16 protein-coding genes and 1 tRNA gene are annotated in these 14,878 nt (G+C 68.5%); 4 read left to right on the top strand and 13 right to left on the bottom strand.

All coding sequences use genetic code 11. From position 1 onward, the window contains the following. The first annotated feature begins 192 nt into the window (after positions 1-192). Complete coding sequence (locus FNH13_RS02735; RefSeq protein ID WP_228266553.1) at positions 193-1,947, top strand: esterase/lipase family protein; 1,755 nt, start codon at positions 193-195, stop codon at positions 1,945-1,947. A gap of 11 nt (positions 1,948-1,958) precedes the next feature. Here FNH13_RS02735 and FNH13_RS02730 read toward each other — a convergent pair whose 3' ends face one another. Both FNH13_RS02730 and FNH13_RS02725 read right to left on the bottom strand, forming a co-directional pair. Further along, positions 1,959-2,504 (bottom strand): DUF1697 domain-containing protein, encoded by a 546-nt coding sequence (locus FNH13_RS02730; RefSeq protein ID WP_143782039.1) that lies wholly within the window; start codon positions 2,502-2,504, stop codon positions 1,959-1,961. An 83-nt stretch (positions 2,505-2,587) separates the two neighbouring features. Continuing rightward, entirely contained in the window at positions 2,588-3,286 is a 699-nt protein-coding gene (locus tag FNH13_RS02725; RefSeq protein ID WP_143782038.1) for a hypothetical protein, read from the bottom strand. A 181-nt stretch (positions 3,287-3,467) separates the two neighbouring features. Between FNH13_RS02725 and FNH13_RS02720 the strand changes: the two genes are divergently transcribed. Next, the gene (locus FNH13_RS02720; protein WP_143782037.1) at positions 3,468-4,172 is read left to right on the top strand and encodes a hypothetical protein; all 705 of its coding nucleotides are present in this window, start codon (positions 3,468-3,470) and stop codon (positions 4,170-4,172) included. A gap of 12 nt (positions 4,173-4,184) precedes the next feature. Here the strand turns inward: FNH13_RS02720 and FNH13_RS02715 are convergent, their stop codons facing one another. The 6 genes from FNH13_RS02715 to dcd all read right to left on the bottom strand — a co-directional run bounded on the left by FNH13_RS02715 (position 4,185) and on the right by dcd (position 9,957). After that, the gene (locus tag FNH13_RS02715) at positions 4,185-5,093 is read right to left on the bottom strand and encodes an ABC transporter substrate-binding protein (RefSeq protein WP_143782036.1); all 909 of its coding nucleotides are present in this window, start codon (positions 5,091-5,093) and stop codon (positions 4,185-4,187) included. A gap of 46 nt (positions 5,094-5,139) precedes the next feature. After that, on the bottom strand, positions 5,140-5,823 hold the full coding sequence (locus FNH13_RS02710) for an ABC transporter permease (protein ID WP_143782035.1): 684 nt from the start codon (positions 5,821-5,823) through the stop codon (positions 5,140-5,142). Further along, positions 5,820-6,461: an ABC transporter permease gene (locus FNH13_RS02705; RefSeq protein ID WP_143782034.1), complete on the bottom strand. Its 642-nt coding sequence runs from the start codon at positions 6,459-6,461 to the stop codon at positions 5,820-5,822. Before FNH13_RS02705 ends, FNH13_RS02710 begins: the two co-directional genes overlap by 4 nt. Next, positions 6,458-7,570 carry an ABC transporter ATP-binding protein gene (locus tag FNH13_RS02700; RefSeq protein WP_143782033.1) on the bottom strand — a complete coding sequence of 371 codons (1,113 nt, stop codon included), beginning with the start codon at positions 7,568-7,570 and terminating at the stop codon, positions 6,458-6,460. Before FNH13_RS02700 ends, FNH13_RS02705 begins: the two co-directional genes overlap by 4 nt. 154 nt (positions 7,571-7,724) lie before the next feature. Next, positions 7,725-9,359 carry a cell wall-binding repeat-containing protein gene (locus tag FNH13_RS02695; RefSeq protein WP_143782032.1) on the bottom strand — a complete coding sequence of 545 codons (1,635 nt, stop codon included), beginning with the start codon at positions 9,357-9,359 and terminating at the stop codon, positions 7,725-7,727. Between the two features lie 22 nt (positions 9,360-9,381). Beyond that, complete coding sequence (gene dcd, locus FNH13_RS02690) at positions 9,382-9,957, bottom strand: dCTP deaminase (protein ID WP_143782031.1); 576 nt, start codon at positions 9,955-9,957, stop codon at positions 9,382-9,384. A 173-nt stretch (positions 9,958-10,130) separates the two neighbouring features. Here dcd and FNH13_RS02685 point away from each other — a divergent pair. After that, positions 10,131-10,204, top strand: a tRNA-Gly gene (locus FNH13_RS02685). Positions 10,205-10,305: 101 nt separating this feature from the next. Here FNH13_RS02685 and cutA read toward each other — a convergent pair. Both cutA and FNH13_RS02675 read right to left on the bottom strand, forming a co-directional pair. Next, entirely contained in the window at positions 10,306-10,680 is a 375-nt protein-coding gene (gene cutA / locus FNH13_RS02680; RefSeq protein WP_143782030.1) for a divalent-cation tolerance protein CutA, read from the bottom strand. Between the two features lie 11 nt (positions 10,681-10,691). Next, positions 10,692-12,041 (bottom strand): aspartate aminotransferase family protein, encoded by a 1,350-nt coding sequence (locus FNH13_RS02675; protein WP_143782029.1) that lies wholly within the window; start codon positions 12,039-12,041, stop codon positions 10,692-10,694. Between the two features lie 140 nt (positions 12,042-12,181). Here FNH13_RS02675 and FNH13_RS02670 point away from each other — a divergent pair, with 140 nt between their 5' ends. Beyond that, positions 12,182-12,634: a universal stress protein gene (locus FNH13_RS02670; RefSeq protein ID WP_165699986.1), complete on the top strand. Its 453-nt coding sequence runs from the start codon at positions 12,182-12,184 to the stop codon at positions 12,632-12,634. Positions 12,635-12,693: 59 nt separating this feature from the next. Here FNH13_RS02670 and FNH13_RS02665 read toward each other — a convergent pair whose 3' ends face one another. The 3 genes from FNH13_RS02665 to FNH13_RS02655 all read right to left on the bottom strand — a co-directional run bounded on the left by FNH13_RS02665 (position 12,694) and on the right by FNH13_RS02655 (position 14,795). Beyond that, complete coding sequence (locus FNH13_RS02665) at positions 12,694-13,842, bottom strand: acyl-CoA dehydrogenase family protein (protein ID WP_143782027.1); 1,149 nt, start codon at positions 13,840-13,842, stop codon at positions 12,694-12,696. A gap of 66 nt (positions 13,843-13,908) precedes the next feature. Further along, positions 13,909-14,340 (bottom strand): pyridoxamine 5'-phosphate oxidase family protein, encoded by a 432-nt coding sequence (locus FNH13_RS02660; RefSeq protein ID WP_143782026.1) that lies wholly within the window; start codon positions 14,338-14,340, stop codon positions 13,909-13,911. 47 nt (positions 14,341-14,387) lie between these two features. Then, positions 14,388-14,795: a universal stress protein gene (locus tag FNH13_RS02655; protein WP_143782025.1), complete on the bottom strand. Its 408-nt coding sequence runs from the start codon at positions 14,793-14,795 to the stop codon at positions 14,388-14,390. Positions 14,796-14,878: the final 83 nt, after the last annotated feature.

The following is a 14,878-nucleotide window of genomic DNA, read 5'->3' as shown; positions in this document are numbered from 1 at the left end:
ATTCGCCAGCTTGTCGTCGTTGCTCTGACTGGGATCGCCTTGCTCTTCACGCCATCGGTGGTGGCTCCGACCGAATCCGCGAGCGCAGCAGGACCACGGTGCCCCGTGCCTCAGCGCCTGCAGATGGAGCCCATCCCTGCCGGGACCACACCTGTGGTGCTCGTCCACGGCTGGACAGGCAAAGCTGAAAACATGGCGACGCTGGGCAGCGCCCTCCAACAGAACCACGGGGATGAGATTGCCGTTCGATACTTCGACTACTGGTCAGACTCGGTCCGGTGGGCAGCCGAGCCACCCATCGCCTCCTGCCTGGCAGAGTATCTGCACCAAGCATCCGCGCAGGCCGGTGTCCCCGCCGTGGTAGTAGCCCACTCCATGGGCGGACTGGCAGTCCGTTTCGCCGGCAGCCCGGATCACGTGGCACGTCCGATCACCGCGGATCAGGTCTCTGAGGTTGTCAGCATCGCAACACCGCACCGCGGCTCCCCGTGGGGTGGTGGTATGTCCAGCAGTCTTGTGGAGTTATGGAAGATCCTTGAGTCGCATGGAGCGATGCCGCCAGCGGGTACAGCCGATACGTGCCTCGCTCTTCACGACGCTGGCGAAGGGCTAGCAGCAGAGTGCGACGTGCCACCGTATCTCCCGGCAGGCATCAACCTGCTGCAGATTGACGGCGCGAACACCCTCCACCGCGAGATCATGGGGATCAGGCTCTACAGCATCGATCAGCGGGGTGACGGCGTCGTCCTGGAGGACTCCGCCGGGCTCTACGCAGGATCAGCCGGTCAGCCCACACCAACGGGTTACCGGCTCTCCAACAAGACAGTGTCCTGTGACGCCAGGACCAGTGAACAGAAGAACGCCCTAGTCAGGCTCTTGCAGAGCGGCGAGGACCACTTCGTGATCGCCTGGATTCGCACGTTGACCGATGGCCCGACCATGGACTCAATCCTCGCGGGCCGGTTGGACGCGCTGTCCGGCCCACAGTGGGGAGCAACCGCACTCCTTTCTGACTGCAGTCACACGCGGATCGCGGATCACCCAGAGACAGCACAACACGTCACCAGTTCCATCGAGCGTGCGCTCACGAGTCGGCCGCGGCCAGATCTTGGGGCGGTGCTGGCGCCCGCCTACTGCGACCAACCCGAACGCATGGTGGTCAACGGCCACCTGGATCACGGTGAGGGCAACGGCGAGACCCAGCTGGCCCTAGAAGCAGTGCACTTCTGGTTCCCGGAGGAGGGGACGCGGGTGCGTGTAGTCGAGATGAGCTGCACGGCCGGAGGCGTGAGTTGGCCAGGCGCCCTGCTCTTTTTTGACGACCGCGGAAACCGTGTCGGCGAGGTCTTCACAACGGCGTTCGACAACGATGTATGGCGGGGACACACAGCGGTCGCCGACGCACAGCCCGGTGACGGTAGCCTGCGCGTCACCTGGTTCGCCGACCACGGTGCCGGTGAGACCGCCTCGGGTACCGGGCTCATCTCTTGGGAGGGCGGCACCCTCACCGTCAGCTCTGAGGAGAGAGAGATCGTCGTGGGGTCCGAAGGCATCGGCCCCGCCACGTTCGGGATGCCGTTAGACCGAGCCGCTGACCTGCTGACCGAGCTTTTCGGTCCACCAGATGCGACTCCCGACGGTCCAATGCGCGACTACGCCTGGGGCGACCTGCGGATCACAAGCCTCACCGAGGGGTCCCAGACCTTCGAGAACTGGTCAACCTCGAGTCCGGATCTGCCACCCGGGGCGGTGTTCTTCGGCGGTGCCGGCCCGGGTTCACCGGCCGCGGACGCCCGTGCCCTCTTTCCAGGGGCAGATGAAGTCGGCGGCCCGTGCGGATTGATGCTCTTTGGCGAAGGCATCACCTACTGCATCTTTCCAGGGATCGACGGCTCCCCGGAAACCATCAGCTTCGTCCAGGGCGGCATCCCATTCATCGGTGAGTAGATCGCAGCCGTTCACGCCTCGAGTTTTTTGACGATCCGCTGGACCGTCAGCCAGGTGCGGGTCGTGATGTCCTTGCCGTGCGTCTTGTCCAGCCAGACCATGAAGTCCGGCGTCTTGCCGGGCTCGCTGTTGTCGATGACGGCGAGGAAGACCCGGGCCTGCGCGTCATATCCCACGACCGTGGTGCGCGGATCCGGGTCCTCCGGCAGACTCGACGTGCCGCTCGCGCCTTCCTTGAGGAAGGTCGCCGTCAGGTAACTGCCGCGGCCATGGGTCAACCCCGGGAAGGGGTCACTGTCCAGGAGGGCACGCAACTCGGGCAGGCTGCGAATGATCGTGCCACCCGCGATCCCGAGCTGCTCGGACAGTGCCTGCTGGATCCGCTGCTCGAGCGCAGGCACATCGTCCTCGTCGCTCTGGAACACGATGTTGCCGCTCGCCAGCACCGAGCCGACCTGCTCAAAGCCGAGCCTGACAAACACGCCACGCAATTTGTCGTTGGTCATGTTGGGGTTCGACGGCGCGATGCCGCGCAGCAGGGCGACAAACCTGGTCATGGAGTCGACCCTACGCGCGGCGTCCGTCAGTCGCCGTGCCCGCAGTCAGCCGGATCGGGCCGGGCTGTCAGGACCGCGCTCGATCAGCCGCGCTTGCCCTTGATCAGGCCGAAGATGCTGGCACCGACCACGACGAGCCCGCCGACGATGATGATCGGCAGACCGGGACCGACCGAGACCAGAGACTCGTCAGAGGCCAGGGCCGAGATGTTGGACAGGTCGTAGGCCCCGATCCCGGCAGACAGCAGACCGAAGAAGGCCGCGATGCCCAGCAACCAGTTGAGCCTCTTGCCCAGAGCGGCCGGCAGGGCTAGCAGGGCGGCGATCACGGCGCAGACCAGGGTGATCACGCCGTCCCCGTCCGTGCCGTGGACCGACCCGACGAACGCGACGCTCGCCCAGGGGAGGACAGAGCCAAGGATCACGAGGCCGGCTCCGGCGATCACGGCCCACCCGGCCAGCCTACGGGTCTTGGCGTTGGTGTCCAGTGCCCGGGGCTGCGCCGACGAGGTGGCCCAGGGCGCCTGCTGGGCGCCGTGCGGGGGCGGAGCCTGCTGCCCCAGTGGCTGACCCTGCGGGTAACCCTGGTTCGTCTGGTGCCACGGGGCATAGCCGGGCGCGGCGTGCTGGCCGGGGGCCGCGGGCGGTCCAGCCTGCAGTGGCTGACCCTGCAGTGGCTGACCTTGCAGTGGCTGGCCCTGCGGTGGCTGGCCTTGAAAGGATGCCCCCGAGGGCGGAGCCGGCGGTCCATAGCCGGCTCCGCTCTGGGGTGGTGCTGTCACGGGTGTCTGCTGTCCCGGCGCTGCGTGCGGCGGGGTCATCGGGGAAGTCATGATGCTCATCCGACCACGCAGCAGCAGCTGGCCGCGTCATCCCCAAGGCTGAACTCCGGACGCCTCAAGTCGGTGCCTGCCTCGGGCTGGAGAGTGACTCGAACGGGGGCGATCGGCATACGCTGAGCAGATGGGGACACTCTCTCGGGCCGTCGGCACCCTGGCAGCGGCGCTCCTTGCCGTCGGGCTCACCGGGTGCGGCGACGGTCCCACCGCGCGGGAGGTCCAGGACGAGCACGAGGCGGAGTCACGCACGACCCAGGACGAGATCGAGTCCGCGCTGGAACCACTGTCCACGACCGGCGAACTGCTGGGGACGGCCGTGCGGGACAGTTGCGTGACGGGCCAGCACAACTGGAAGATCGACGATCCGTATGACGTGCTGTGCACCGTGCAGGTGGTCCACGCCTACCGCATCACCGGGCCGGACTTCCGCACTGCTGCAGACGGTGTGACGCAGGCCTATCCGCAGTGCCCCGAGGGAGTCTCCGACGCGGAGGAGACGCTGCGGGACTACTGGGACAAGCTCAAGGGCACGCAGACCCACAACTTCGAGCAGCCCTACCGCCCTGACTACCTGCCCGACTACGACCTCGGCTGCGAGGACCGCCCTGCCGTGCAGATCACGGTGACTGGTTGGGCCACCCTGCCCGCCGACGAGGAGACCCTGCGGCGGCGCGAGCACGGGATGGGCCGGCCCTGCGTCATCAACACGCAGACCGACCCCTGCCGCTGGGACGGCATCCCGGCTCGCAACATCTTCCAGTTCGATGCCGCGAACGAGGGCTGGATCGCCTTCGTCTCCGGCAGCGCGGAGTATGCCCGCACCTCGTGACTGACCGCAGGCTCAGAGCCCGTCGACGAACTCCCGTGCGACGTCAGCGGGGTCGGTTTCCTGCACCTGGACCATCATCTCGGTGAGGTTCTCGGTGGTCAGCGCGGCAGACACGGCGTTGAGCGCCTCCTCGACCTCGGGGGTCACCTTGTCGGTGGAGATCAATGGCACGACATTCTGCGCCGCGAAGAGCGCCTCCGGGTCCTCGAGGACCACAAAGTCGTTCTCGGCGATCGCCGGGTCCGTGCTGAAGATGTTGCCCGCGTCGATCTGCCCGTTGAGCAGTGCCTGCACGGTCAGCGTGGAGCCGGCGTCCAGCGGCTTGAACGAGGAGAACTCCAGGCCATAGACCTCCTTCAGCCCGGGCACCCCGGTGAACCGGTCGCGCCACTCGGCCGGCCCACCGAGCACCATGTTGGGGGCGTGCGGGGCCAGGTCGGCGATGCTGGTCAGCCCGAACTCCTCTGCCGTCTCCTGGGTGACCACCACCGAGTCCTTGTCCTCGGCCTCCGCCATCTCCAGCACAGTGAGGTCCTCGGGCAGCGATTCCTGCAGCTCGGCATAGACCGCCTCGCTCTCGGTGGCCTCGGCGGACTCGTTGAGATAGAGGGTCAGGTTGCCGGTGTACTCCGGGATCAGGTCGATCGACCCGTCCTCGAGGCCGAGCATGTAGGCCTCCCGGTTGCCGATGTTGAGGTTGGTGGTCACCTCCACGCCCGCGTCGCCCAGTGCTGCGGCATAGATCTCCGCCAGGAGCACGTTCTCGGGGAAGTTGGCCGACCCGATGACCAGCGCGGCGTCCCCACCTCCGCCGCCGGTCTGCTCCTCGTCGCCCTCCAGCGGGTCTTCCCCGCCGCACGCGGACAGGGCCAGGGCCCCCACGAGAGCGGAGACGAGCAGTGCGGGATGGCGACGGTTCATGAGGGAGCCTTCCGTTGTCCGGGACCTGGGCCGTCCACCACTCTAATCACCGGGCACGGATCAGGCCTGGTGAGACCACCATGCGCTGCAGCACGGCAAAGACGGCATCCACGAGCAGGGCGAGGACGGCGACCAGGACGGCACCGCCGGCCATCTCGGCATACTGACGGTTGGCCTGCCCGTCGATCAGGAAGCGGCCCAGACCGCCCAGGCCAACCACGGCCGCGATGGTCGCCGTCGCGATGATCTGCAGCATCGAGGAGCGCAGGCCCGAGAAGATCAGGGGCAGCGCGCACGGCACCTCGACCTTCCAGAGCCGTTGCCAGCCGGTCATCCCCATGCCGGTGGCGGCGTCGCGGGCAGCCGGGTCGACCTGCTGGATGCCGGCATAGACCCCGGACAGGATCGGCGGTATGCCGAGCAGCACCAGCACGATCAGGCTCGGCAGCTCGAAGGCCAGTTCCCCCCGCAGCCGGGGCAGCAGGAGCAGGGCCGCGATGAACAGCACCCCCAGCGAGGGGATCGCCCGGAAGGCGCTGACCAGGTTGACCAGGACGACGCGTCCGCGACCGGTGTGGCCGACATACAGCCCGATGGGGACCGCGATCGCGGCGGCGACGACCAGGGCGATGAAGGAGAGTCGCAGGTGCTCGAGGGTCTGCGCCGTGATCCCGCCGGGTCCGGCCCAGTTGGCGGGGTCGGACAGCCACGCCCAGATGGTGGCGATCATGCGCGCACCGCCCGCTGCCACGGGGTGAGGACCCTGGTCAGCGCCAGGATGATCAGGTCAAAGACCAGCGCCAGGAGCACGCAAGCGAGCACCCCGACCACGAGCGTGCCCATGTCGGAGCGGGAGAAGCCGTCAGTGAACAGCATGCCGAGCTGGGACACCCCGATCAGCGCGGCCACCGAGACCATCGAGACGTTGCTGACCGCCACCACCCGCAGACCGGCCGACAGCACCGGCACGGCCATCGGCAGCTCGACGGAGAGGAACCGGCGCAGCGGCCCGTAGCCCATGGCCGTCGCCGCCTGGCGCACGTGCTCCGGCACCGAGCTCAGTCCGTCGGCGACGCTGCGGGTGAGCAGGGCAACTGTATAGATCGTCATCGCCACGATGACGTTTACCGGGTCGAGGATCTGGGTGCCGAGGATGCCGGGCAGCAGCACGAACAGCGCCAGGGAGGGGATCGTGTAGAGCAGGCCGGTGCCCAGGACCAGCGGTGGGAACAGCCAGCGGCGCTGCACCGCGAGCCACCCCAGCGGCAGGGAGATGAGCAGGCCGAGCAGCAGGGGTATGCCGGCGAGCCAGGCGTGGTGGCCCCCGAGCGTCAGGAGCTCGGTCAGGTCCGTGCCGAGGATGCTCACCGGTCCGCCGTGTCTGCGTGCTGGTCACCGGCCCCGGGGGCGGAGCCGTTCTGGATCACCGTGAGCACCTCCTGGGCCCGGACGGTGCCGACCAGGGCTCCGTCGCGCACCACGACGCCTCGTCCGGACGGGGAGGACAGTGCGGCATCGAGCAGGGAGCGCAACGACCCGCCCTCGGCAGCCACCGTGCCGGCCCGGTGCAGGTGCTCAGGTCCGATGGAGCCGGTGCCGACCTCGGCCGGGATGATCCAGCCCTGCGGCCGGGAGTCAGCGTCGACTGCCAGCAGCCAGGGCTCCTCACGGTGGCCCAGCGGCTGGCCGAAGGCCACCGGCTCCTCGGGGTGCAGCGGGACGTCGGCGTGCTGGAAGCTCAGGGCCCGGTAGCCGCGGTCCCGCCCGACGAAGTCTGCGACGAAGTCGTCGGCCGGATGCGCCAACAGGTCTGCGGGGGTGGAAAACTGGGCGAGCACCCCGCCCTGACGCAGCACTGCCACCCGGTTTCCCAGTTTGATCGCCTCGTCGATGTCGTGGGTGACCAGCACGATCGTGGTGCCCAGCTCGGACTGCAGCCGCAGCAGGTCGTCCTGCAGGCCCTCGCGGGCGATCGGGTCGACGGCGCTGAACGGCTCGTCCATCAGGATCACAGAGGGGTCGGAGGCCAGCGCCCGGGCCACCCCGACCCGTTGCTGCTGCCCGCCGGAGAGTTGCGCCGGATAGCGGGCGGCGAAGTCTCCCGGCAGCCCCACGAGCTCCAGGACCTCCCGGGCCCGGGTCTCGGCCCGGGCGCGGCCCCAGCCGTTGAGGCGCGGCACGGTCATCACGTTGTGCAGCACGGTGCGGTGTGGAAAGAGCCCGGCGTGCTGGATGACATAACCGATGTCGCGGCGCAACTTCGCCGCGGGCACCTGGGAGGTGTCCTTGCCGTCGAGGAGGATGCGACCGCTGGTCGGCTCGATCATCCGGTTGATCATCCGCAGCGAGGTCGTCTTGCCACAACCCGACGGACCGACCAGCACGGTGATCTCACCGGTGCGGGCCTCGAGGGTGAGGTTGTCCACGGCAGGTGCCGCGTCGCCATACTGTTTGGTCACGCCCTCGAGCAGGATCATTGTGTGACCCTAACGAGCGCTGCCGACCTGCGGGTGGCGACATGCGACCGGTGGCGCGCGCCACACCGACGAGACCACTGCAAAAAGCCGGGGCGGACCAACGAAACCACTGCAAAAAGTCGGGGCGGACCAACGAGACCACTACCAAAATTGTCTAGAACTGGCCGTCCGCGACGGCGACCGGCTGGTACGTGTCCCAGTAGTCCCGGTCGCGCACGTGCATCATCCAGGCCGCCCGCGGTCCGACATAGCGCAGGTGCCAGGGCTCGTAGTAGTAACCCGTCACGGGGGTGCCACCCTGCGGGTAGCGGATGATGAAGCCGTAGCGGTGCGCGTTGGCCGCCACCCACTTGCCCTCCGGGCTGGTGCCGAAGCAGTTGCCCCCGCACGTCGGGCCCGCGATGTCGGCCGCCAGGCCCAGTTGGTGCTCGCTGTGCCCTGCCCGCGCCGAGAGCATCGAGGCCTTCTCCTCGCCATAGACCGAGACCCAGTAGTCGTAGGTCGCCTGCTGTGTCGCGTAGGAGCGATACGCGCTGGTGACATAGAGGCCGCCGCGGTCCGCGGCGGTTGCGCCGTCGAAGAGCGCCTGCAGCATCTGGGCGGTCTCGGGGCGCAGCTTGTGGGAGGTGCTGCGCCACGTGACCAGGTCCTGCGGGACATACCGCAACGGGCTGACCGGCTGGGCCTTGGTGAGCAGGTCATACAGGCGCGCGGTGTCCCCTGCCTCCATCGCGGAGAAGACCCCGAGCCGTCCTCCGGTGTGCAGCTGCTCGGTGCACACGGCACCGGGTCCGCCGAGGGCGACGAGCTTGGCGGTCGGCGGCTGGGTGCTGATGCGCCGCCACACCGGATCGGTGAGCACCCGGCAGTCGCCGGGCACCAGCAGGATCGGTCCCCTGGTCAGCGCCCCGCCGACGACCGCATCGGCGACGGAGACGCCGTTGGTCAGATAGGTGCGGCTGCTGCCCTCAGGGAAGGCTCGGTCAGCGATCGCCGCGGAGGTGGCATAGCGGTCCGGGCCGGAGACGCGGTCCGTATGCCGTCCCTCACCGGCTACCCCCAGGGCCTGGTCCGTGACCGCAACAGTCCCGCCGAGAGCCACCACCTCCTGAGGGTCGAGCGCCTCGATCGCTGCCAGCGTGTGCTCGGGCACGGCCGTGGAGCCGTTGCCCACCAGCAGGATCGGGCCGTCGGTGAGGGTGCCACCGGCGACCGCGTCGACCGAGTCGCGGTGCTCGGCCAGATAGACGGTCTGCGCCCCCTGCGGGAAGGCGCGCTGTCCGATCAGGGCAGCGGTCTCGAAGCGGTCGCCACCCGCCACCCGGTCAGTGTCCCGGCCAGCTGCCGCCTGCTCGAGCGTGCCCTGGCAGATCGAGCCGGTGCCGCCGAGCGCCACGACCCGATCCGGATCGACCCGCTTGATCTCTGCGGCGACGGCAGCTGGGACGGCACCACAGCTGCGGACCAACAGGATCGGACCGTCGGTCAACGAGCCGGCGGCGATGGCATCGGCGAAGATGTCGCCGCGCGCGAGATAGACGGTGTCGGCGCCGTGCGGGAAGGCACTCCAGGAGATCCTGGCGGACGTCTCATAACGGTCAGCACCGCTGAGCCGGTCAAGCGGCAGCGAGAGCACGGGCGCCGCCGCCGACGTCGTGCTCGCGATCTCACCGGTCAGGGCGGGGTCGACGGTGGCCGGGTCCGGGATGGCGGGGTCGGCCAGAGCGGGCGCGGCCAGGGCCAGTCCGAGGACTCCGGCGAGGAGGACCGCTCCGGCCCGTGACGGCACACGCCTGCCCCGCCGCAGCACGTCAGACCCCGGACCGGTGGAAGTTCTGGAACGAGCGGCTGGCAGTGGGGCCGCGCTGGCCCTGATAGTGCGAACCCTTTGCGGACGAGCCATAGGGGTGCTCGGCCGCGCTGGAGAGCTGGAAGAAGCAGAGCTGACCGATCTTCATCCCCGGGTGGAGCACGATCGGCAGCGTCGCCACGTTAGAGAGCTCGAGCGTGACGTGGCCGGTGAACCCGGGATCCACGAAGCCGGCGGTGGCATGCGTGAGCAGACCGAGGCGGCCCAGGGAGGACTTGCCCTCCACGCGCGCCGCGACGTCGTCCGGGAGGCTGACCTCCTCGTAGGTCGACCCGAGCACGAACTCCCCCGGGTGCAGCACGAAGGACTCCTCGGGCTCGACCTCGACGAGGCGGGTCAGCTCGGGCTGGTCCTGGGCAGGGTCGATCACCGGGTACTTGTGGTTGTCGAACAGGCGGAAGTAGCGGTCCAGCCGGACATCGACGCTCGAGGGTTGGACCATGCTCGGGTCCCACGGGTCGAGCCGGACGCGGCCGGAGTCGATCTGGGCACAGATATCGCGGTCGGAGAGCAGCACGACGCACAGGCTATCGCGGCCACCTCGTGCATCACTCGGGCCGTCGAGCCAGATACTGATTCGGCTGTCGGACCAACGGCTGACAGCTGGGGAATCCCATCAGCGCGCACCCTCGGGACCGGCCTGTTTCGGAGCCTCGCTCAGGCGTCAGTTACACTCTCGGGGCACACCCTGCGGGCGTAGTTCAATGGTAGAACATCAGCTTCCCAAGCTGAATACGCGAGTTCGATTCTCGTCGCCCGCTCCACGCTCGGTCGGCTCACTGTCTGCTGACTCACGCCTCTACCTTCTTCCTCGCCGCCCTCGGGACTCCCTGCCGACCCCGAGCCGCCCACGGGAGTCGTCTGCTCAGTGACTGACCTCGGTCGGGGCGAAGATGGCATCGCGCACCCACGCGCCATACGCACTGAGGGCGTGCGTGACCGGCACCGCGATGACCTCGGGCACGTCATAGCGGTGCCTGGCCGCCACCAGGTCAGAGACCTCCTGGAACATCTCCTCGGTCGTCTTGACCAGCAACAGCCACTCGATCGACTGGTGGACCTCGCCGCGCCAGGTGTAGACGGACGTCATCGGCCCCAGGCACTGGACGCACGCGGCGAGCTTGCGCCCCACGATGTCACCAGCCAGCGCGTGGGCGGCGTCGGCCTCCGGCACACTGATGTGAATCTCGATGAGCGCGCTGGTCCCAGGGACTCGCTGGGCTGGCGTGAGGTCGCTCATAGGTGTCCATCTTAGGTGAGTCCCGCGAGCGCGTTGCCGATGACCTCGATGGCCTGCTTGGCCTCATCCTCGGTGATCACACACGGGGGAACGACGTGGATCCGGTTGGCCATGATGAGCGGCCAGACGCCCGCGTCCTTGCAGGCGCGCCCGATCTTAGCCATCTCCGCAGCGCCCAACGGCTCCCGTGTCTCCTTGTCGGACACCAGCTCCAGCGCCCAGAACATCCCCAGGCCCCGGACGTCGCCGACGACCGAATGCTCGGTGAGCGCCTGCAGCCCGGGGCCGATGACGCGCTCGCCCAGGTCCCGGACGTGCTCCAGGATGCCCTCGTCCTCCATGATCTGCATCGAGGCCACCGCCGAGGCGCACGCGAGGGCGTGGCCGGAGTAGGTCAGTCCGCCCGGGTAGGGTCGCTCGGTGAAGGTCTCGGCGATCTCGTCGGAGATGACGACCCCACCGAGGGGGATGTAGCCGGAGTTGACGCCCTTGGCGAAGGTGATCAGGTCGGGACGCACGTCCCAGTTCTGGATCGCGAACCACTGGCCCGTGCGGGCGAAGCCGGCCATCACCTCGTCGGCGATCAGCATGATGCCGTGCTCGTCGCACAGCGCGCGGACGCCCTCGAGGTAGCCCGGCGGCGGCACGAGGATGCCGTTGGACCCGACGACCGACTCCAGGATGATCGCGGCGATGCGGTCCGGCCCCTCGAACTGGACGGTCTGGCGCAGGTGCTCCAGCGCCCGCTCACTCTCCTCCTGCTCGGTGGTGGCGTGGAACGACGAGCGGTAGAGGTAGGGCCCCCAGAAGTGCACGACGCCGGGGATGCTGGGCTCGGACCCCAGACGTCGGGCCTCGCCGGTGAGCGAGATCGCGCCGTGCGTCGCGCCGTGATAGCTGCGGTAGGCCGCCAGCAGCTTGTGCCGGCCGGTGTGCAGCCGTGCCAGACGGATCGCGTTCTCCACCGCCTCGGCGCCGGAGTTGGTGAAGAAGACCTTCGACATGCCCTCCGGGGCACGCTCGGAGATCATCCGGGCGGCGTCGGCGCGGGACTGGCTGTCAAAGCCCGGTGCGATCGTGGCCAGCTCCCCTGCGGCCTGCTGGATCGCCGCGACCAGCTTGGGGTGCTGGTAGCCGATGTTGACGTTCACCAGCTGGGAGGTCAGGTCCAGATAGCGGTTGCCCTCGAAGTCCCAGAAGTGGGCACCCTCACCGCCGGCGAGGGGCAGCTGGTCGAGCCCGCCCTGGGCCGACCACGACGTGAAGACGTGATTGCGGCTCATCTCCTTGATGCTCGCGACCCGGTCCGGGTCGGGGGCGGGCTGGGTGGTCTGGGTGGCGGGGTCAGTGGTCAACGACATGCTTCTGAGTATGCCGCTCGTCCGGATCTATGGCTACGGCACCTCCGCTGTCCGAACCGGCGATAGGGCCGTCGCTGAGCCCACACCGACGTGTACTACACTGTGTAGTATTAACCAATGGCTCCCGGGCCACTCGCTCGGTGAGCACGCAGAGGGAGAAGATGATGGACCGGATCGTCGTCGGAGTTGATGGCTCAGAGGGCTCGAAGGTGGCACTGGCCTGGGCCGTCGAGGAGGCCCTTCTGCGGGAGGCGACCCTGGAGCTGGTGAATGTCTATGCGCCGCCGATGATCTATGACGGCATCAGCATCGCGATCCAGGCCGAGGAGCTCCTGCTGGCGCCGAGGCGTGCGGCCGAGGCGCTGGTCAAAGAACTGGCTGGCGGCATCGACGCCGTCCCCGTCGAGACCCACGCGATCGAGGACGCAAGTGCTCCCCGTGCTCTGGTCGAGCACGCAGACGGCGCGGCCATGCTCGTGGTGAGCGCCCGAGGCCTGGGCCCGTTCCGCAGGATGTTGCTGGGCTCCGTGAGCAGCAACGTCGCACACCATGCGACGTGCCCGGTGGTCATCATCCCTGCAGCCACTTCCTGAGCCCTGGAGGGGCGCAGTTCGCACCCCTCCAGCACCCCGGTGGACCTCGGCCTCCTCGCTCACCCCAGGCCGAGGTCTCGGCCGATGATCTCCTTCATGATCTCGTTGGAGCCGGCCCAGATGCGGGTGACACGTGCGTCGCGCCAAGCGCGGGCCACGCGGTACTCGTTCATGAAGCCGTAGCCACCGTAGAGCTGCACGCAGGAGTCGAGCACCTCGCTCTGCACCTGTGCGGACCACCACTTGGCCTTGGCCGCGTCGACGGGCGAGAGTGCGCCCTCGGTGTGGGCCAGGACGCACTGGTCGACAAAGGCCTGGCTGACGTCGATCTTGGTGACCATCTCAGCCAGCAGGAACTTGTTGTGCTGGAAGGCACCGACCGGCTGGCCGAAGGCGTGCCGCTCCTTGACGTAGTCCAACGTCTCGTCGAGGATCTGCGCGACGTGCGCGAGGTTGGAGACCGCGGCTCCGACACGCTCCTGGGTGAGGTGCTCCATCATCGAGATGAACCCGCGCCCCTCCTCCCCGAGCCGGTGACCGTCCGTGACGCGGACATTGTCCAAGAACAGCTCGCAGGTGTCCGCCTCGTCCTGGCCGACCTTGTCCAGCGGGGCGCCCTTGGTGAAGCCGTCCATGCCGGCCTCGAGAACGAACAGCGTGATCCCCCGGGCACCCTTGCTCGGATCGGTCCGGGCCGCGACGATCGCCAGGTCACAGCTGTGGCCGTTGGTGATGAAGGTCTTGGAGCCGTTGATCACCCAGCCCTGACCGTCGCGCACCGCGGTGGTCTTCAGGGCGGCCAGGTCGGATCCCCCGGACGGCTCGGTCATCCCGATCGCGATGATCGACTCGCCGGCGGCGATCGCGGGCAGCCAGCGCTGCTTCTGCTCCTCGGTGCCGTGCGCCACCAGATAGGGCGGACAGACGTCGGAGTGGATGCCCATGCAGGATGACAGTGCCGCGCTCAGCCGGGACTGTTCCTCGGCCAGCACTGCGTTGAACCGGTAGTCCCCGGCGCCGCTTCCGCCATACTCCTCTGGGATGCACAGCCCGAGCAGCCCCTGCTTGCCCGCCTCGAGCCACACCTCGCGCGGGATGCGGTGCTCCCGGATCATCTCCTCGGCCCGCGGTCGGGCAACCCGGTCGATGAACTCGCGGGCGGAGGCCCGGAAGGCCTCATGGTCCTCGGTGAAGATGGTGCGGCGCACGGGCACTCCTGGGTTGTTACTGAGCGGTTAGGGACCATCATGCCGCGTCGGTCACCAGATGCGCCCCTACTGCCCCGTCGCGCTGCCCAGACCGCCCTGGATCGGGAACCTTCGCCCGGTGATCGAGTCAGGGTCGATGCGCACGAAGGTGGGCTTGGCGCCTCCCTGCCAGGGGAAGACCGGCAGTTCCAGCGCCTCGAGAACCTCATGCAGTTGCTGGATCTGGTGGGCCGTGCCGGAGACGACGACGCTCCAGGCCGTGCCGGTGGACTCGTCCACGCCGTCGGCCTCATAGGCCACGGGTTGCCCCACCGCCCCCTCCAGCTTGGAGCCACTGGCGGTGCGGAAGACCACCGAGCCGTGGTGCACCGCATGGTTGACGGGAAAGATGTCGGGTCGTCCGTTGACGATGACGGCGAGACGTCCGAAGGGCACCTCGCGCAGCAGCGCCAGACAGGTGGCGCTGTCCAGCTCCTCGGTTCCTGGGTGAGCGTTCATGCCTGCCAGCCTGACGTCTCGGGGTCGCGGTGGCAAGGGCTCGGTGCTCAGTTGTAGGCACCCACCGGGATCACGACGACGGGGCAGGAAGCCAGGCGCGCGACATACTCGCTGATGGAGCCGAGCGCTGCGCGGCGGATCGACTGGACGCCGTGGGCACCGAGCACCAGGATGTCCGCCCGGGCCGACGCACTGACCAGGACCTCCTCGGGCCGGCCCTCCACGACCTCGAACGCGATCGTGGGCAGGTCGTCCTGGCCGGCAAGGATCTGGGTGCGCACGTGCTCCTGGATCTGCTCGGCCTTCTCACGGGTGTCGTCCGGACTGTCCTCGCGCCAGGTCGTGATCACCTCGATGGGGCAGTCGCGCCGGTGCGCCTCCTCGACGGCGAAGCGCAGCGCGTCGTGCGCCCGGTCCGATCCGTCCATGCCCACGACAATCAACTCGTTCGCCATCTCGAACTCCTCACTCCGGGCGCCTGGCCCCAGCCTCTCGTGTCCGGGAGGGGTGCGCCAGCATCCATCGTCCCAGCCAGCGT

The sequence above is a fragment of the Ornithinimicrobium ciconiae genome (genome assembly GCF_007197575.1).
GTDB classification, from domain to species: Bacteria; Actinomycetota; Actinomycetes; order Actinomycetales; family Dermatophilaceae; genus Ornithinicoccus; species Ornithinicoccus ciconiae.
The sequence above is the reverse complement of the archived record's forward strand: the minus strand, read 5'-3'. Positions and strand labels throughout refer to the sequence as shown.